Below are 17,361 nucleotides of genomic sequence, written 5' to 3'. Positions count from 1 at the left end.
GGAAGCTAAGCCTGTCTGCGCCGATGGTACTGCACTCGACAGGGTGTGGGAGAGTAGGACACCGCCGAACACCCGTTACCGAAGACCCCCGACATTGTTGGGGGTCTTCGGCTTTGATGAGGGGACCCGCTTTCGCGGGTCCCCTTTTCTCGTAGGGGCTGTTTCCCGCGGCATACGATTCGGTACATGGGTCGAAACGAGCCGGCGCGAAGTGTCTTCGGCGATTTCGAGCTGACCATGAACGAGCTGCGGGTGGTGACGCAGTACGTGGCGGAGAGTGCGCAGGACGTGCTTCCGGTCTTCGAAGAAGCCGTTCCCCAGGACCGACGTCCTCGCGCTGCTCTCGATGCGGCCTGGGAATTCGTCGGCGGTGCGAGACGGACGAGACTCCAGCGCGTCACCGCACTGGACGCACACCGGGCTGCGAAGGACGCACCCACCGAAGTGGCTGGCCTGGCTGCACGATGCGCCGGCGACGCTGCTGCGGCCGCCTACCTGCACCCGATCGCGAGAGCCACCCAGGTCGGGCACATTCTCCGTGCGGCTGCGAGTGCTGCACGCATAGCCGAGCTCCGAGCAGATGGCGACCCGGCAGTCGGGAGCGCGATGATCGAGCAGGCACGCCGACGCGCGACCCCGGTACTTGTCGACGTACTCTCGCGCTACCCGCTCGCGTCGACGTCGAGGACTCGCGTCGGGCACCTCATGAGGACTCTGGATCTCTCGTTGCGCAACGGGGGACCACAGCAGCCGTAACTGGGCCCTCCGCAATCCAGGTTGTAGTCGTGGCCTGAAGCCGCCGGTTTCCGGCGGGGATCTGGTGATGTAGGCGGTGAGGTTGCGGAATCCGAGAGCGGAACCGCGGAGGTGTTCGAGCTGTCCGTTGATCGTGGCTTGTGAGGCGGTCGGCCCCAGGACATTCAGCGGCTGATGTCGTCCAGCTCGGTCAGGTCCTCATGAGAGAGGGAGAGTCTCGCGCCGGCGATGTTCTGGCGCAGGTGTGCCGTCGATGACGTGCCGGGGATGAGCAGGATGTTCGGTGATCGGTGCAGCAGCCAGGCCAGAGCGACGGACATCTGTGTCGCCTCCAGTCGAGCGGCGACCGCCGAGAGCGCCGAGGACTGAAGCGGTGTGAAGCCCCCGAGGGGGAAGAAGGGCACATATGCGACGCCGTCGGTGGCGAGCCGGTCGATGAGCTTGTCGTCGTGGCGGTGGGCGAGGTTGTACATGTTCTGCACGCACACGATCGGCGCGATGCTCTGTGCTTCGGCGACCTGCTCCTCGGTGGCGTTGCTGATCCCGAGGTGGCGGATCAGGCCCTGCTGCTGGAGTTCGACGAGCGTCTCGAACGCCTCGGCGAGCGAGCCGGGTCGGGGACCTTCGGCGTTGCCGAGTCGGAGGTCGACCAGGTCGAGTACGTCGAGGCGGAGGGACTCGAGGTTGTCGTGGACCTGGCGGCGCAGATCTTCGGGTCGGCGGGCTGTAGGCCATCCGCCCTGTTCGTCGCGGGTCGCGCCCACCTTGGTCACGATGTGCAGCGACTCGGGATAGGGGTGCAGCGCCTCGCGGATCAACTCGTTGGTGACGCGCGGCCCGTAGGCGTCGCTGGTGTCGATGTGTGTGATGCCGAGGGCGACCGCTTCACGCAGCACGGCCAGGGCGCCCTCGCGATCGGCGGGCGGTCCCATGACCCCGGGCCCGGCCAGTTGCATGGCGCCGTAGCCGAACCGGGTGACGGTCAGGTCACCCAGAGTCCAGGTGCCGCCGGGAAGAGAGGGGGAGGGTGTGCTCATCTTGTTGCCTTTCGTCGTGCACTCGGGGGTGGCGTCTGCTGCCTCCCTGTATCAGGATTGGGGAGAAACTTCCTGTCGGGAAGTAGGCACTCGGGAGTGCGTAACCCATCCATCGGTGAGAGGTGCGATCAGTGACGACGATGAAGGCGGCCCAGAAGAGGGCTCAGGCCAGGATGGAGTACAACGCGTTCCTGGCAGGGTGCCCCAGCCGGCAACTGCTCGACCGAATCTCGGACAAGTGGGTCGTCCTGATCCTGTGTGCGCTGGGCGGCGACAACAGCCCCGGCCGGCCCGGTGCAGCACACGAAGACGCTCCGAAGGCGATGCGTTACTCCGAGATCTCTCGTCTTCTGGCCGGGGTCAGCCAGAAGATGCTGACCCAGACGCTACGCTCGCTGGAGCACGATGGTCTGCTCACCCGTACCGTGACGCCAACCGTCCCTGTCACCGTCTCCTACGAACTGACCGACCTCGGCCTCTCGCTCCACCACATGACCCGCGGGCTCAGAAACTGGGCGCAGACACACATGGCCGAGGTCCTCGCAAACCGCGAGAACTACGACGCTCGCACCCCCTGACGGCTCACATCCAACCGTCCGACAGCTCTACATTCTCGGCCCTACGCCCGCAACTGCACAGAGCCCGTAACGGTCCGGCGAGCCGACCTATCCGGGTGAGGGGGCCGGTGGAAGCGATGTCGTGCTCAACCAGGCCTCCCACAGCGACCGGAGCGAGGTCTCCGAGAAACGCGCGGCGAGATCCTTGAACTGTGCCGTCGTCACATTGCCGTGTCGGTGTTCCGCGGTCCACGTCCGCAGGAGATCGAAGAAATGTTCGTCGCCGAGGTGCACCCGCAGGGCGTGCAAGGTGAGGGCTCCGCGCTTGTAGATGCGGTCGTCGAACATGTCCTTCGGGCCCGGATCCTCGAGGAGGATGTCCTGAGGTTTGCGGGCCAGCCCTCTATGGGCGTCGAGAGCATGCGCGTGCGCGGACCTGCCGCCGGAGTTCTCCGACCACAACCATTCCGCGTAGCAGGCGAATCCCTCGTGGAGCCAGATGTCGCACCAGCGGTACAGGGTGAGACTGTTGCCGAACCACTGGTGCGCCAATTCGTGTGCGACGAGCCGCTCTTCGCGGCCCGTGCCGTCGCAGAAGTTTGCGCCGAAGGTCGACAGTCCCTGAGCCTCGATGGGGATCTCGAGGTCGTCGTCGGTGACCAGTGCGGTGTAGTGCGCGAACGGATACGGGCCGAACAGGCGCGTGAAGACCTCGAGCATCTCGGTCTGGCGCGCGAAATCACGGTCGAACGACGCGCGCAGGCGAGGGGGATGGATCCCGTACTGCGGCACCGGATCCGACGCCAGTGTGCGTACCTCGTAATGGCCGGTCTGCACCGTGGCCAGATAGGTCGCCATCGGTTCGGGTTGCTCGTAGACCCAGGTGGTGCGACTGGCCTTGGTGGTCTTGTGCACGAGCGTTCCGTTCGCGACCGCGACGAACGGAGCATCGGTGGTGACGGAGATGCGGTAGGTGGCCTTCGAACCGGGATGGTCGTCGCAGGGGAACCAGGTGGGCGCACCGTTCGGCTGGCTCGCGACGAGCGACCCCTCGTCGAGTTCCTCCCAGCCGACCTCGCCCCACATGGTCCGCAACGGGGCGGGGGTACCCGAGTACTGCACACCGAAGACGAGCACGGACCCGGCGGGGAGTTTCTCGGCCGGGGTGACGGTGAGCTTGCCGTCGCGGTGGACGAACTTGGCGGGTCGTCGCCCGTTGACGGTCACCTTGGCGACGCGCATCGTCTGCGCAAGATCGAGCGAGTACTTGGCGCGCACATCCGTCGTCGTGGCGATGATCTTCGCCCGGCCGTCCAACCTGTTGGACACGACCTTGTAGGTCAGCTCCAGCTCGTAGCGCGAGACGCGGAAACCGCGGTTCCCACTCTCGGGCAGGTAGGGATCGAGGGGACGATCGGCGGCGACGGGCGCGACGGGCTTGGCTGCCTTGATGGGTTTCACCGCGGTGCCCAGCTGTTCGGTGTGGTCCACGGCGCGATGGGGTTGCCCTGCCAGCGGGTGGACTGCGGGACGACGTCGCCGCGCATCACCAGCGAGGCCGGTCCGACGGTGGCACCGTCGCCGATGCCGGAGGCAGGCAACGCGACGCATTGGGGGCCGAGCGTGGCGCCGGCGCCGAGGGTCACGGTGTCCATGGACATGATCCGATCATGGAACAGGTGGGTCTGTACAACGCAACCGCGTTCGACGGTCGCGCCGTCGCCCAGGGACACCAGGTCGGCCTCGGGCAACCAGTAGCTCTCGCACCACACCCCGCGGCCGATCTTCGATCCCAGTGCCCGCAGCCACAGGTTCATCACGGCGGTGCCGGTCGCGGCCCGTGCGAACCACGGTGCCGCGACGGTCTCGACGAAGGTGTCGGAGACCTCGTTGCGCCACACGAACGAACTCCACAACGGATGCTCCACACGCCCGATCCGTCCCACCACGAGCCATTTCGCGGCGACCGTCACCAGGCACGCCACGGCACCGGCGCTCATGAGCACGATGCCACCGAGCAGTGCCGCGACGGCGTATCCCCAGTGCACGGCGAGAGTGTTCAGGGCGAACAGCACACCGAGGCCGATGCCGTAGGTGACGATCATGGGCACGAGCCGGAAGGTCTCCACGGCGCCGCGCGCGACCTTCAGTTTCAGCGGGGGTTCGAAGGTGCGGCTCGCGTCGCTGTCACCGCTCGCGCGCCGCAGCCGAACCGGGGGACTGCCCAGCCACGACGATCCGGACTTCGCCTTCTGCGGAGCCGCGGAGAGCACCGCGACGAGTCCGTGCTTCGGTACCCGCCGTCCCGGTGCCGCCATGCCCGAGTTGCCGAGGAAGGCGCGCTTCCCGACCTTCGCGTGCGAGATGTACAGCCAGCCGCCGCCGAGTTCGTAGGAGGCGACCATCGTGTCGTCGGCGAGGAACGCACCGTCGGCGACCTTGGTGAACTTGGGAACCATCAGCACGGTCGACGCCTCGACGTCCTTGCCGATGTCGGCGCCGAGCAGCCGGAGCCAGATCGGGGTGAGCATCGACGCGTAGAGCGGGAAGAGGAAGGTGCGCGACGAATCCATGAGGCGCTCGGTGAACCACACCTGCCAGCCCACGCGGCTGCGCACCGGATGCCAGCCTTCCGTCATGCCGATCGCGAGCAGGCGCACCGAGAGCAGGGTGAGCAGGGCGAAGACGAACATCGTCAGCAGTGCCGCGACGGGGAGCATCGCCAGGGAATGCACCACGGCGTCGGAGACGGTGGGGGTGTCGTGCACCCACCACACGAGCAGCGCGACGCCCGCGGCGATCGACACGATGGGCAGGCCGCCGAGCAGGATCGACGACAGGGCGTAGACCGGAACCCATCTGTTACCCCGCGGCGGTGCCCCGGCGGGCCAGGGCCGGTCGGCCTTGCCGACCTTGCGCGCAGGCGATCCTGCCCAGCTCTGTCCGGCCTTCACTCGGCCGAACACGGCCGATCCTGCTTCCACCTCGGCGTTCTTGCCGATACGCGCACCCGGGGCGAGGAACGACCGGGCGCCGACAGTGGCACCGGCACCGATCCTGATACTCCCGATGTGGACGGCGTCGCCGTCCACCCAGTAGCCGCCGAGATCCACTTCCGGCTCGACGGAACATCCGTCGCCGAGCTCGAGGAGACCGGTGACCGGAGGAAGGCTGTGCAGGTCGACACCACGTCCGACCTTCGCTCCCAGAGCACGCGCGTACTGCCGCATCCAGGGAGCGCTGGAGATGTTCGTCGCGTTCACGGCCTCGGACAACCGCAGGGCCGTCCACAGCCTGAGGTGGACACCGCCTCCGCGGGGGTAGCTCCCCGCCTTCACACCGCGCAGCAGCAGACGTGAACCGGCGACGGAGATCGCCATACGCCCGATGGGAGAAAGGAACAGCAGGACACCGAGCGCGACCCACCACCACGACAGGGTGACGGTCCACGGCACGTCGACGACGAGCGCGATGACGTTGTTCAGTATCGCCAGCCAGGTCACCCACTGCAGTCCGGTGAGGGTGGTGAGGACGCCGGTCGCCGCGATCTGGGCGAACTGGGCGAGGCGGGGCACCGGGGCGACCTCTCGTGGTGCCGCAGCTTCCGTCGGTGCGAGTTCGTCGAGATGGACCGCGAGCGATCCGAGCCGGGGATGGTCGTACAGCTCCGCGACCGTCATCTCCGGATACCTGCTGCGCAGCGCCGTCACGAGCTGTGCCGCGGCGAGGGAGCCACCGCCGAGTTCGAAGAAGTCGTCGTCGACGCCCTCGATTCGGACACCGAGGATGTCGGTCCACAATTCGGCGACCCATTCGGCGGTGGGATCGAGTCCGAGCGCCTCCACCGAGTCGGCGTCGGCGCCCGGCAGCGGCCACGGCAGGGCGTTGCGGTCGACCTTGCCGGATGTGCGGGTGGGGAGTTCGTCGACGAGCGCGAGTCGCGGAACGAGCGCGGCGGGGAGTTGCTCGGACAGCAGGTCGTGGGCGGACGCGATGTCGAAGTCCGGATCGGTGGAGGCGATGTACCCCACGAGGATCGGGTGTCCCGCAGCGGTCCTGCGCACCGCGCACGCACCACCGGCCACACCGGGCAGGTTCTGCAGCGCGTTGTCGACCTCGCCGAGTTCGATGCGGCGTCCACCGATCTTGACCTGGTCGTCGGCGCGTCCCTGGAACAGCAGTCCCTCGCGGTCGAGGGTGACGAGATCGCCGCTGCGATAGGCGCGCTCCCAGCCGAGCGTGGGCATCGGAGCGTACTTCTCGGCATCCTTCGCCGGATCGAGATAGCGCGCGAGGCCGACACCGCCGATGACGAGTTCGCCGGTCGCGCCCTCCTCGACGGGGTTGCCGTCGGCGTCCACCACGGCGAGATCCCAGCCGTCGAGCGGCAGCCCGATGCGGACCGGCCCGGTGCCGTCCATCAGCGAGGCGCAGGCCACGACCGTGGCCTCGGTAGGGCCGTAGGTGTTCCACACCTCCCGTCCCGGAACGGCGAGACGCTCCACGAGATCGGGTGGGCAGGCCTCACCGCCGAAGATGAGCAGGCGCACCGCCTCGAGTGCTTCGGCCGGCCACATCGCCGCGAGCGTGGGCACGGTGGAGACGACGGTGATGTTGCGCGAGACGAGCCACGGTCCGAGATCCATGCCGGAGCGGACGAGCGCGCGGGGTGCCGGAACCAGGCAGGCGCCGTGCCGCCAGGCGAGCCACATCTCCTCGCACGACGCGTCGAAAGCCACCGACAGGCCGGCCAGGACCCGGTCGCCGGGGCCGAGTGGCGCTGCCCGGCAGAACATCCGTGCCTCCGCGTCGACGAAGGCCGCCGCATTGCGGTGGGTGACGGCGACACCCTTCGGTGTCCCGGTCGAACCCGAGGTGAAGATGATCCACGCGTCGTCGTCGAGGTTCGGCCCCCGCACGGCCGGGCTGCCCGGCGGGACGGCCGTACCCGGCCCGATGCCCTCGTCGGTGACGATGGCGGTGACCTGTGCTTCCGAGAACACGAGTTCGGCGCGCTCGTCGGGGTCGTCAGCGTCGACGGGCACGTATGCGGCGCCCGCGGCGAGAATCGAGAGAATCGTCACATACAGATCGGTGCGCCCGGACGTCATGCGCACGCCGACCCTGTCGCCGGCACCGACACCCGCGTCGTTCAACGCGTAGGCGCCGGCGATCACCGCCTCGACGAGTTCGGCGTATTCGAGGACCGTGGTGCCGTCGTCGAGGGCAGGGGCGTCCGGATGTGCCTCGGCGGTGCTCCGCAGCAGGTCGACGAGGGTGCGTGCAGGCGGAGCGTGCGACGCGCGGAGGAATTCGTCCGGAATGGGGGACGGGCCGACGGGGGTCGAGGATATGGCTGGCAACTCCGCGGGTCCTTCTGCTCGATGGATCCTCCGGTTATCTCACGTCCGGGTGGACAACAGGTGAACGTTCGGTGCGCGGAACGTGTGTCGGCATCGTGCGATACGGGTTGACACGGCTCGATCGTCCTGTCATTGTCTTCGCCAGGTCATGAGTACCAGCGTCAAGCCCCGGCTCGCTGGTCGGCAACCCTCCAACCGCGGTGGGGTGCTCCGGGTGACGACCGGGCCGTGAATCCACCACCGGACACGGCAAGCGCGGACTCCGCCGGCGACGAGAACTCTCCGTCGTAGGCGTCACCGGCGGGTCCCTGAGTACACGAGGGATTTGTCATGACTGTTGTAGCCTCCACCACCTGCATTGCTCCGTTCGCCACCGTGTCCGGCTGTGACTCGCAGGTTCCGCTTGTCCAGGGTGGCACCTGCACCTACGCGAACTTCGACTACGCGGCGAGCGCACCGGCACTGTCCGCCGTCACCGACCGCCTCACGGAACTGCTGCCCTTCTACGCGAGCGTGCACCGCGGTGCCGGATACGCCTCGCGGATCAGCACCACCGCCTACGAGGACGCTCGCACCTCCGTGTCGCGCTTCGTCGGCGCGGACGACGACCAGGTCGTCGTCTTCACGCGCAACACCACCGATTCGCTGAACCTGCTTGCGAGTGCCGTGCCCGGCGATGTCGTCGTGCTCGACATCGAACATCACGCGAATCTGCTGCCGTGGAAGAACTCCCGCATCGTCGAGGCGGCAGATACCGTCTCGGAGACGGTGTGGCGCCTCGCAGTCGAACTCCAGCGCGCCCCCGCGGCCCTGCTCGCCGTCACCGGTGCCTCCAACGTCACCGGCGAGGTGCTGCCCATCGCCGAGCTCGCCGAACTCGCCCACGCCTCCGGCGCGCGGATCCTCGTCGACGGCGCGCAGCTCGTGCCCCACCGCCGCGTCGATCTCGCGTCGCTCGGTGTGGACTACCTCGCGTTCTCCGGTCACAAGCTGTACGCGCCGTTCGGTGCGGGAGCGCTCGTCGGCCGACGCGACTGGCTCGACGCCGCCGAGCCGTACCTCGCCGGAGGCGGTGCGGTGCGCGAGGTACGCCTCGACCACACCGAATGGGCCTGCGCCCCTGCGCGTCACGAGGCCGGCACCCCCAACGTGCTCGGTGCCGCCACCCTCGCCGCCGCATGCGATGCGCTTGCCGGTTTCGACTCCGACGCGGTCACCCGTCACGAGGAGGCCCTGTGCTCCCTGCTCGTCGACGGCCTGGACGCCATCGACGGCGTGGAAGTGCTTCGGCTGTGGAACGATTCGGCCGACAGCGTCGGAATCGTCACTTTCACGATCGAGGGCTACGAGCCCGGTCACGTCGCGTCCTATCTGTCCGCCGAGCACGGCATCGGTGTCCGTGACGGACGATTCTGCGCCCACCCGCTGCTCGCGCGGGTCGGTCGCGCCGGCGGTGCCGTCCGGGCGTCGCTCGGACTCGGCAGCTCGTCCGACGACGTCGAACGGCTCCTCGGAGCGCTGCGTTCGCTGGTCGAGAACGGGCCGTCGTGGGTGCACGCGAAGACCGACGGCGTGTGGAACCCCTCGCCGGAGACGCGCCCCGGTCTCGGGGCGACCGACGGCGACGCATCTCCGTGCGTCTAGCGGTCGACAATTCCCCACAGGGTCAGTAGGGTAATTCACATGGAACGGATGAGGGCGATCGCCGCGGCACGCTGGTGCTGTCGCCATGTCGACCTCTGCCGTACGGCATCGGGAATCTGTTCGGACTGAAGGTCTTCTCCCTCGAAGTCTTCCGGCTCACAGGCCGATTTCTCCGTGCCGCTCCGCGGCCCGTACCGAGAGGCATCCCATGCCCGTCGCATCCACCGTCACCCCTGTATCCGCAGATCCGGCCACCGCAGACCCGGCCGTCGTCGAGTCCGCCGCCATCCGGGCGTTGCGTATCGCCGTCGAACTCGCCGGTCACTCCGGACCCGACTACTGGGCCGACCTGACCCTGGGGCGTGCCGGCGATCCGCCGCTCGACCTCAGCGCCGATGCACCCAACGTCGTGCGGGTGCGTGCCGCCGACCTGCGTGAGGCCGGAAAGCTGCGCGACCGCATCCGTGCGGAGGCCGCCGAGGAGGGCCGCGAGCCCGATTCGGTCACCGTGCTCGTCGACGTCGAGGTCGTCCTCGCGTCCGATGCCCGCACCGCCCGTACCCGACGCACCCGTCCGGAAGCCACCCGCGGGGAGGCCGACACGTTGTCGTACGTCGGAACGCCGCACGGTCTCGCCGGGCTGATCGCCGACATCCACGCCGTGCAGGTCGCCGACGGCGTCACGTTGATCCCGCTCGCCGCGCCGTTCACCGTCGAGCATCTCGTCGACGGAACGCTGCCGTGGTTGGCGTCGCGCGGCCTCATCGAGGTCTCGCCGACCGTCGTCGAGGTCCTGCGCCGGTTCGGCGAGGGCGCCCAGGAATCCGTGCGCGCTTCCTGACTCGAGTTCGTATCGCGAAGGAGGGGCAGGGGTTTCGACTCCTGCCCCTCCTTCGCGTGCGTTCACGCAGTGCGGCGATCGAGCGCTTCGACCACGTGCACGCGCGGATCGGGATCGAACCGGTAACCGGACCCGCGGACAGTCGTGATGATGGTGCCGAAACGTCCCAGCTTGGAACGGATCCGGGAGACATGGACGTCGACACTGCGGTTGCCCCGGTCGGTGTCGAAGTCGTCGTTCTCGGAGTATCCGGCGCCGAGTGGCCGTAGCGCCGCGCGGGGCACCGCGACGCGGGGCCGGCGAACCAGATGAGCCAGGATCTCGAATTCGCTGTGGCTCAACTCGACTCGCTGATTGTCGAGCACCAGCCCGCGGGCCGGCAGGTCGATCACCAGTGGGGTCGGGCCGGGACTGAGGAGGGTGTGGGTGCGCGCCCCCGGGAGCAGATCGAGGGCGGTCTCCCGTAGTGCGTCGGCGAGAGCTGCGAGATCACCCGCCGATCCGGCGTTCGTGTCCGAGATCTGCACGATGAGAACGAGTTCAGGTGAATCGACCGAGCCGTCGGCCGGGTTCTCGATGGAGGACGTGGTCATGGAAGGGCTCCGCTGGTCGGAAGGTGAACGGTGCCGGGCGGGCAGTGGCCCGCAGCTGCGCGGCACCGGAAAGAGAAGGGATGGTGCGGATCTCAGGCCGCACAGAGGCACGAGCGGGTACGGCACAGGTCGACATGCCTGCGGCTCCACGCTCGGACTGTCACGACGGAGAGTGTACCCGGGTGGAGGTGCCGACGGTACCGCTGGGTGGACGGTCTCAGTCGACGTCGACGTCGATCGCCGCGGTGATGCGCATGAGCTCCGCATAGACGGTCCGGAACAGTGTGTTCGGGCATCCACCCGACGCCCACAGATCCGGGTGGAGCTGCAGCGCTCGGTCGATGTAGGTGGGCAGGTTCGTGGGGTGGCCGAGCGGCGCGACACCACCGATCGGCTGGCCGGTGACCTCCGTGACCAGGTCGGGGGAGGCCGGCACGAGCTCGCCGCCGAGCCGCTCGCCGGTCCGCTCGACCGACACGCGATGCGCCCCGGACACCAGCAGCAGGATCGGGTCGTCGTCGAGCAGGAAGACGAGCGACTTCACGATCGCGCCCACCTCCACGCCCACCGCGGCGGCGGCCTGCTCGGCGGTGTGCACGGTCTCCGGCTGCTGGACGATCAGACCGTGATGGCCGCGGGCGATGAGCGTGTCCGAGACGCGGTGGGCATTCGGATGCAGCGACCTGGTCATGGATCAAGAGTAGGAAAATCGGCGCCCGGTGGGCACGGTTCGGAGGATGCGTCGTCGTCGCGTCGTGAAGTGGGGGACGGTGCATTCCGAGGGCGCAGAAGTTACCGTTGGGTAATGACCGATCACTCTCCCTGGAAAGCGTTCACCGTCGAGTGCGAGGACCACGTCGCACGGGTCACGCTCATCGGCCCCGGCAAGGGCAACGCCATGGGCCCCGACTTCTGGGCGGAACTGCCCGTCCTTTTCGGTGAGCTCGATGCCGACCCCGACGTCCGCGCCGTCGTCCTCGCCGGTTCCGGCCGGAACTTCTCCTACGGGCTCGACCTCGTCGCCATGGGCGGCAGTCTCGGCGCCGTCGTCTCCGGCAAGGCGCTCGCGAAGCCGCGCACGGACTTCCACGCGATGATCAAGAACATGCAGGCGGCCGTCACGGCCGTCGCCGACTGCCGCAAGCCGGTCGTCGCCGCGGTCCAGGGCTGGTGCATCGGCGGAGCTGTCGACCTCATCTCCGCCGCCGACATCCGCTACGCGAGCGCCGACGCGAAGTTCAGCGTCCGCGAGGTCAAGGTCGGAATGGTCGCCGACGTCGGCACCCTCGCCCGGCTCCCGCTCATCATCGGCGACGGTCACGTCCGCGAACTCGCGCTGACCGGCAAGGACATCGACGCCGCCCGCGCCGAGAAGATCGGACTCGTCAACGACGTCTACGACGACGCGGACGCCGTGCTCGCCGCGGCTCACGCGACCGCCGCGGAAATCGCCGCGAACCCGCCGCTCGTGGTTCAGGGCATCAAGAACGTCCTCGACCACACCCGCTCGCCGCAGGTCGACGACAGCCTCCGCTACGTCGCGGCGTGGAACGCGGCGTTCCTGCCGTCGGAGGACCTCACCGAGGCGATCACCGCCGTCTTCGAGAAGCGACCGCCGCAGTTCACGGGGGAGTAGGCCCCTCCTACGACAGATCCCCCGGACGATCCGATCGTCCGGGGGATCTGCGTTGCAGGCTCGGTGTCAGTGCCCGCCGTTGTTCTTCAGACGCTCGACCGACGCGGTCACCTCGGCCTCGGCCTCGGCGCGACCGACCCAGTCGGCGGCCTCGACGTGCTTGCCCGGCTCGAGGTCCTTGTAGTGGACGAAGAAGTGCTTGATCGCGTCGAGCTCGAACTGCGAGACGTCGCTGATGTCCTGGACGTGATCCCAGCGCGGGTCGCCGGCCGGGACGGCCAGGATCTTGTCGTCGCCCCCGGCCTCGTCGACCATCTTGAACATGCCGATCGGGCGGGCGTCGACCAGAACGCCGGGGAACACCGACTCGGGCAGCAGCACCATGCAGTCGAGCGGATCGCCGTCCTCACCGAGGGTGTTCTCGATGTAGCCGTAGTCGGCGGGGTAGCCGAACGAGGTGTACAGGTAACGATCGAGCTTGACGCGTCCGGTCTCGTGATCGACCTCGTACTTGTTCCGCTGTCCCTTGGGGATCTCGATGGTGACCTCGAACTCCACGCCTTGCCTCACTTCGTCGGTATTTTCCGGCGGATACGACATCCGTATCTGCGGTGATGGTCCGCAGAGAGGATAACGGTCGCGGCGCTAGGCTGGAGGTGCAGGTACCGGGGCCCCGAGTGCGTCACAACAGTGTGCGGCCGGCAGCGGGAAGTGCGGGTAGCTGGTCGACCAGTGTGTGCAGGATGCAGCGGAGGCGTGTTGACGGGGCAGGGCGGCAACAAGAAGCAGGGTTCACTGGCAACCAGGCGACGGCGGAACATGAAGATCCTGTTCGGGATCTGGGGAGCGGGTTTCCTCGCTCTGGTCGTCGGTGGAGCCTTCGCGATCTACGACGTGCGGACGTCCGCCGGCGCGGTCGTACTTCCCGCACCGGCACCGGTGGTCGCGACCCCCGCGGTCGCCGCGGTCTCACCCGACGCTCCGACGCCCGACCCGACTTCGCTGGCGTCGGCACTCGACCGGGCCGTGAACGACCCGGGGCTCGGTGATTTCGCCGGATCGATCAGCGACCCCACGACCGGCACGGTGCTGTGGTCGAAGGATCCCGACCGCGCCTTGATCCCGGCCTCCACGACGAAGATTCTCACCGCTGCGGCTGCCATGCTCGTGCTGCCGTCCGATCATCGGATCACCACGCGCGTCGTCGAAGGTTCGAAGCCGGGAGAGATCGTCCTGATCGCCGGGGGCGACCCCACCCTGTCGGCACTGCCGCCCGGCGAGGAGAGCTTCTATCCGGGTGGTCCTCGCATCGCCGACCTCGCCGAACAGATCCGCCGCGGCGGCACGACCGTCGAGACCGTCCTCGTCGACACGAGCCTGTACAGCGGGGATCCGCTCGCGCCGGGCTGGTTTCCCCAGGACGTCGGCGACGGTTACGTCGCACCCATCGAACCGGTGATGCTCGACGGCGGCCGGTTGCGCCCGCTCGAAGACGAATCGTCTCGCAGCGCTACGCCCGCCCTGGACGCCGGTCGTGCACTGGCGACGGCGCTCGGTGCCGACCCCGCGCGGGTAGCGCTCGGATCCGCCTCACCCGGTGCGGCGCCCATGGCGTCGGTCCAGTCGGCGCCACTCACTGTGCGTCTCGGTCAGATGCTGCGCCGATCCGACAACGTCCTCGCGGAGACCATCGGACGGGAGGTCGCCGTCGCGACGGGCAACGAGCACTCGTTCGAGGGCACCACGAAGGCGGTGACCGGTACCCTGCAGCAAGCGGGTCTGGACGTCACCGGTGTGACGTTGCGCGACGTCAGCGGACTCTCGGTCGAGAACCGGATCCCCGCTCGTACGCTCGATCGCGTGATCTCCGAGGCGGCCGGACCGAACAGGACGGAGCTGCGGCCCATGCTCGACTATCTTCCCGTCGCCGGAGCGACCGGCACGCTCGCCGACCGCTACGGCACCACGACCCGTGCCGGGGCCGGCTGGGTGCGGGCGAAGACCGGCACTCTGACCGAGGTCAACGGACTCACCGGGTACGTCGTCGACTCCGACGGTCGTGTGCTGTCGTTCGCTCTGCTCTCCAACGGCAGGTCGCCGGGCGAGGCCCGGCCCGCCCTCGACGCCGTGGCGTCGGTGCTTCGCGAGTGCGGCTGCCGATGACCGGCAAGGAGCGGGCTCTCGGCGACGCGATCGACTGGTCGTTCGCGGCCGGGGTCGGCGTGCGCCTCACCCGCTCCGAACCTGCCATGTCGCAGTACACGCGCGACGCGGTGCAGGACGAACTGTTCTCGGCTGCCGCACGCGCCGAGGGCCCCGTGCGCGAGCACACGCGACTCGACGACGGAACCGAGCCGCCGCCGGCGCGGGTCGTCGACCGGCCCGGATGGGTGCGCGCGGCCGCGGCGTCCATGGCCGACCTCACTGCGGCGCCGGGTGCGGATCCGGGTGGCAGCCGACGCTGGGTGGGCAAACCGGCGGGCGCGCAGGCGGGCGCCATGCTGGCGTACCTGTCCTCGGCGGTGCTCGGACAATACGATCCGTTCTCCCGCTCGTTGCTGCTCGTCGCGCCCAATGTCGTCGCGGTCGAACGTGTCCTGAAGGTGCCGCCCACCGATTTCCGGCTGTGGGTGTGCCTGCACGAGGTGACCCACCGCGTGCAGTTCTCGCAGGCACCGTGGATGGCGGAACTGATGCGTGATGCTGCCGCCGATCTCGCCACCGCCGTCGAGGAACCGATGGGCGACGTCGCGACCCGCGTGGTGTCGGCGGTGAAGGATCTGCGCACTCCGGGCGAGAAGCCCATGTCGGAGCGGGGGATGCTCGGCGTCGTGCGTGCTCTGCAGGCACAATCGCAACGCGAATCGTTCGATCGGATCCTCGCGCTGGGAACTCTCCTCGAAGGTCACGCCGACCATGTGATGGACGGTGTCGGCCCGGCCGTGGTCCCGTCGGTCGCGCGGATCCGGCGGGCGTTCGACAACCGCCGGCACCGCAACAGCAGCCCCGTCCATCGCCTGATCCGGCTCGTCCTCGGCATGGACGCCAAGATGGCGCAGTACGTGCACGGCAAGAAGTTCGTCGACGCCGTCGTCGCGAAGGTCGGCATGGACGACTTCAACGCGGTGTGGTCCGGACCGGATGCCCTGCCCACCCTGGCGGAGATCGACCACCCCGACGCGTGGATCGCGCGGGTGCTGGGCTGATCGTGGCATCCCCGTCGGCCGATCGCCCGCTGCTGCCCGAGACCCCGGCGATCCACGAAGTGCGACTCGCAGTGCGGGCCTGGCTGGGCGCGCACCCCGTCGGCGAGGTGACCGTCGCGCTGTCCGGCGGAGCCGATTCCGCAGCCCTGACCGCCGCCGCCGTGGCGGAAGCGGACGCGGTGCACGCCGTCGTCGTCGACCATCGCCTGCAGTCCGGCTCCGAGGTCGCCGCTGCCCGCGCCGCGGCGTTCGCCCGGGCCCGCGGCTGCGCGACCGTCACGGTGGCCGCCGTGGACGTCACCGGCGGGGGAGGACTCGAGGCCGCCGCGCGTGCGGCCCGTTACCGGGCGCTCGACGAGCACCGCGACGAACGGCCGGTGCTGCTCGGGCACACCCTCGACGACCAGGCCGAGACGGTGTTGCTCGGCCTCGGCCGCGGCTCGGGACTGCGTTCGATCCGGGGCATGGCGTCCTACGAGCCGCCGTGGGGCAGACCGCTGCTCGGCGTGCGCCGCAGCACGACCCGCCGGGCGTGCGACGAACTCGGCTACCGCCCGTACGAGGATCCGCACAACACGGACGACCGGTTCACGCGCGTGCGATTGCGCCGCGAGGTCCTGCCGCTGCTCGAGGACGTGCTCGGTGGGGGCGTCGCCGAAGCTCTCGCGCGCACGGCCGGGCAACTGCAGGACGACGGCCACGCCCTCGATGTCCGGGCGGTGGAACTGCTCACGGCGGCGCGCCACGACGACGACCTGCTCGACACCGCTGTGCTCGCCGCGGCTCCCGCCGCAGTACGGCGGCGCGCACTCCGGTCGTGGCTGATCGATCACACCGCCACACCGAACGAGACGATGCTGCGGGCGGTCGACGACCTGGTAGTGGCGTGGCGTGGGCAGGGGCCGGTGGCGGTCGGGCGGGGCCCGCAGCCGGGGACGAGGTTGGTGGTGTCGCGTCGGCGTGGCACGCTTGCCGTGGAGTACGTCGACCGGGCGAAGCCCCGGGCGACCGGCAGCAGAAGGTAGGGAAGGACCCCGGTGTACGAGAACGACATAGCGTCGGTGCTGATCTCCGAGGAACAGATCAAGGAGCGGACCGCAGAACTGGCGCAGTCGATCGCCGAGCGTTACCCCGTGGGTGCGCCCGAAGGTGATCTGCTGCTCATCGGGGTGCTCAAGGGCGCCATCTTCTTCATGACCGACTTCGCGCGCGCTCTGCCGATCCCGACGCAGATGGAGTTCATGGCCGTCAGCTCGTACGGGTCGTCGACGTCGTCCTCGGGTGTGGTGCGCATTCTCAAGGACCTCGACAAGGACATCGCCGGTCGCCACGTTCTCATCGTGGAGGACATCATCGACTCGGGCCTGACGCTGTCGTGGCTGCTCAAGAACCTGTCGTCGCGCAACCCCGCGTCGCTCGAGGTCGTCACGCTGCTGCGCAAGCCGGAAGCCGTCAAGATCGACGTCGAGGTCAAGGACGTCGGATTCGACATCCCGGACGAGTTCGTCGTCGGCTACGGCCTCGACTACGACGAGCGCTACCGCGACCTGCCCTACATCGGCACGCTGGATCCCAAGGTCTACAGCAGCTGACCTCCGGTCGAGCCGGGGCGTGAGGTCCCCGGCCCGGGGAACTCCGGTTCCGTCCCGATCGTTGTCGAGTACGACGTCTTCCCGGTATCGGCTCCGGTCGGTGCCGGGGCGACTGCTCGTTGCAACGCGGTAACCT

15 protein-coding genes, 1 pseudogene and 1 riboswitch are annotated in these 17,361 nt (G+C 68.8%); of the genes and pseudogenes, 9 read left to right on the top strand and 7 right to left on the bottom strand.

Annotated elements, in window-relative coordinates:
- The first annotated feature begins 186 nt into the window (after positions 1-186).
- The gene (locus EQ874_RS15610; protein WP_129977287.1) at positions 187-756 is read left to right on the top strand and encodes a putative immunity protein; all 570 of its coding nucleotides are present in this window, start codon (positions 187-189) and stop codon (positions 754-756) included.
- 12 nt (positions 757-768) lie between these two features.
- Here EQ874_RS15610 and EQ874_RS15605 read toward each other — a convergent pair.
- Both EQ874_RS15605 and EQ874_RS15600 read right to left on the bottom strand, forming a co-directional pair.
- Positions 769-912 (bottom strand): annotated as a pseudogene (locus EQ874_RS15605) (ISL3 family transposase); the annotation flags it as partial.
- 8 nt (positions 913-920) lie between these two features.
- Complete coding sequence (locus tag EQ874_RS15600; protein WP_129977286.1) at positions 921-1,793, bottom strand: aldo/keto reductase family oxidoreductase; 873 nt, start codon at positions 1,791-1,793, stop codon at positions 921-923.
- A gap of 131 nt (positions 1,794-1,924) precedes the next feature.
- On the opposite strand from EQ874_RS15600, the gene EQ874_RS15595 reads away from it, so the two are divergent.
- Complete coding sequence (locus EQ874_RS15595) at positions 1,925-2,371, top strand: helix-turn-helix domain-containing protein (protein WP_129977285.1); 447 nt, start codon at positions 1,925-1,927, stop codon at positions 2,369-2,371.
- A gap of 87 nt (positions 2,372-2,458) precedes the next feature.
- Here the strand turns inward: EQ874_RS15595 and EQ874_RS15590 are convergent, their stop codons facing one another.
- A complete protein-coding gene (locus EQ874_RS15590) occupies positions 2,459-3,841 on the bottom strand; it encodes a M1 family metallopeptidase (RefSeq protein ID WP_129977284.1) in 1,383 nt (460 codons plus the stop codon).
- On the bottom strand, positions 3,808-7,713 hold the full coding sequence (locus EQ874_RS15585) for a Pls/PosA family non-ribosomal peptide synthetase (RefSeq protein ID WP_129977283.1): 3,906 nt from the start codon (positions 7,711-7,713) through the stop codon (positions 3,808-3,810). Before EQ874_RS15585 ends, EQ874_RS15590 begins: the two co-directional genes overlap by 34 nt.
- A gap of 144 nt (positions 7,714-7,857) precedes the next feature.
- Positions 7,858-7,975, top strand: a riboswitch (SAM riboswitch).
- A 68-nt stretch (positions 7,976-8,043) separates the two neighbouring features.
- On the opposite strand from EQ874_RS15585, the gene EQ874_RS15580 reads away from it, so the two are divergent.
- Both EQ874_RS15580 and EQ874_RS15575 read left to right on the top strand, forming a co-directional pair.
- The gene (locus EQ874_RS15580) at positions 8,044-9,357 is read left to right on the top strand and encodes an aminotransferase class V-fold PLP-dependent enzyme (protein WP_129977282.1); all 1,314 of its coding nucleotides are present in this window, start codon (positions 8,044-8,046) and stop codon (positions 9,355-9,357) included.
- Positions 9,358-9,565: 208 nt separating this feature from the next.
- A complete protein-coding gene (locus EQ874_RS15575; RefSeq protein ID WP_207213551.1) occupies positions 9,566-10,198 on the top strand; it encodes a hypothetical protein in 633 nt (210 codons plus the stop codon).
- A 62-nt stretch (positions 10,199-10,260) separates the two neighbouring features.
- Here the strand turns inward: EQ874_RS15575 and EQ874_RS15570 are convergent, their stop codons facing one another.
- The gene (locus tag EQ874_RS15570; protein WP_064063112.1) at positions 10,261-10,791 is read right to left on the bottom strand and encodes a winged helix-turn-helix domain-containing protein; all 531 of its coding nucleotides are present in this window, start codon (positions 10,789-10,791) and stop codon (positions 10,261-10,263) included.
- Positions 10,792-11,008: 217 nt separating this feature from the next.
- Positions 11,009-11,482: a YbaK/EbsC family protein gene (locus EQ874_RS15565; RefSeq protein ID WP_129977281.1), complete on the bottom strand. Its 474-nt coding sequence runs from the start codon at positions 11,480-11,482 to the stop codon at positions 11,009-11,011.
- Positions 11,483-11,596: 114 nt separating this feature from the next.
- Here EQ874_RS15565 and EQ874_RS15560 point away from each other — a divergent pair, with 114 nt between their 5' ends.
- Complete coding sequence (locus tag EQ874_RS15560) at positions 11,597-12,427, top strand: crotonase/enoyl-CoA hydratase family protein (protein WP_064063114.1); 831 nt, start codon at positions 11,597-11,599, stop codon at positions 12,425-12,427.
- A gap of 66 nt (positions 12,428-12,493) precedes the next feature.
- On the opposite strand, the gene EQ874_RS15555 is transcribed toward EQ874_RS15560, so the two are convergent.
- The gene (locus EQ874_RS15555; protein ID WP_064063115.1) at positions 12,494-12,985 is read right to left on the bottom strand and encodes an inorganic diphosphatase; all 492 of its coding nucleotides are present in this window, start codon (positions 12,983-12,985) and stop codon (positions 12,494-12,496) included.
- 261 nt (positions 12,986-13,246) lie between these two features.
- Here EQ874_RS15555 and dacB point away from each other — a divergent pair, with 261 nt between their 5' ends.
- The 4 genes from dacB to hpt are packed head-to-tail and all read left to right on the top strand — an operon-like array spanning position 13,247 to position 17,225.
- Positions 13,247-14,590 carry a D-alanyl-D-alanine carboxypeptidase/D-alanyl-D-alanine-endopeptidase gene (dacB, locus tag EQ874_RS15550; protein WP_064063145.1) on the top strand — a complete coding sequence of 448 codons (1,344 nt, stop codon included), beginning with the start codon at positions 13,247-13,249 and terminating at the stop codon, positions 14,588-14,590.
- Positions 14,587-15,633 carry a zinc-dependent metalloprotease gene (locus EQ874_RS15545; RefSeq protein ID WP_165369256.1) on the top strand — a complete coding sequence of 349 codons (1,047 nt, stop codon included), beginning with the start codon at positions 14,587-14,589 and terminating at the stop codon, positions 15,631-15,633. The genes dacB and EQ874_RS15545 overlap by 4 nt, the downstream gene beginning before the upstream one ends.
- Complete coding sequence (gene tilS, locus EQ874_RS15540; protein ID WP_129977279.1) at positions 15,609-16,658, top strand: tRNA lysidine(34) synthetase TilS; 1,050 nt, start codon at positions 15,609-15,611, stop codon at positions 16,656-16,658. Before EQ874_RS15545 ends, tilS begins: the two co-directional genes overlap by 25 nt.
- A gap of 12 nt (positions 16,659-16,670) precedes the next feature.
- Positions 16,671-17,225: a hypoxanthine phosphoribosyltransferase gene (gene hpt, locus EQ874_RS15535; RefSeq protein ID WP_016931918.1), complete on the top strand. Its 555-nt coding sequence runs from the start codon at positions 16,671-16,673 to the stop codon at positions 17,223-17,225.
- Positions 17,226-17,361: the final 136 nt, after the last annotated feature.

The organism is Rhodococcus sp. Q1 (genome assembly GCF_004153645.1).
Lineage (GTDB): Bacteria > Actinomycetota > Actinomycetes > Mycobacteriales > Mycobacteriaceae > Rhodococcus > Rhodococcus gordoniae.
The sequence above is the reverse complement of the archived record's forward strand: the minus strand, read 5'-3'. Positions and strand labels throughout refer to the sequence as shown.

Coding starts and splice junctions, on each gene's coding strand:
- EQ874_RS15610 (WP_129977287.1), top strand. CDS start 187: ATGGGTCGAAACGAGCCGGCGCGAAGTGTCTTCGGCGATTTCGAGCTG.
- EQ874_RS15600 (WP_129977286.1), bottom strand. CDS start 1,793: ATGAGCACACCCTCCCCCTCTCTTCCCGGCGGCACCTGGACTCTGGGT.
- EQ874_RS15580 (WP_129977282.1), top strand. CDS start 8,044: ATGACTGTTGTAGCCTCCACCACCTGCATTGCTCCGTTCGCCACCGTG.
- EQ874_RS15575 (WP_207213551.1), top strand. CDS start 9,566: ATGCCCGTCGCATCCACCGTCACCCCTGTATCCGCAGATCCGGCCACC.
- EQ874_RS15570 (WP_064063112.1), bottom strand. CDS start 10,791: ATGACCACGTCCTCCATCGAGAACCCGGCCGACGGCTCGGTCGATTCA.
- EQ874_RS15565 (WP_129977281.1), bottom strand. CDS start 11,482: ATGACCAGGTCGCTGCATCCGAATGCCCACCGCGTCTCGGACACGCTC.
- EQ874_RS15560 (WP_064063114.1), top strand. CDS start 11,597: ATGACCGATCACTCTCCCTGGAAAGCGTTCACCGTCGAGTGCGAGGAC.
- dacB (WP_064063145.1), top strand. CDS start 13,247: ATGAAGATCCTGTTCGGGATCTGGGGAGCGGGTTTCCTCGCTCTGGTC.
- EQ874_RS15545 (WP_165369256.1), top strand. CDS start 14,587: ATGACCGGCAAGGAGCGGGCTCTCGGCGACGCGATCGACTGGTCGTTC.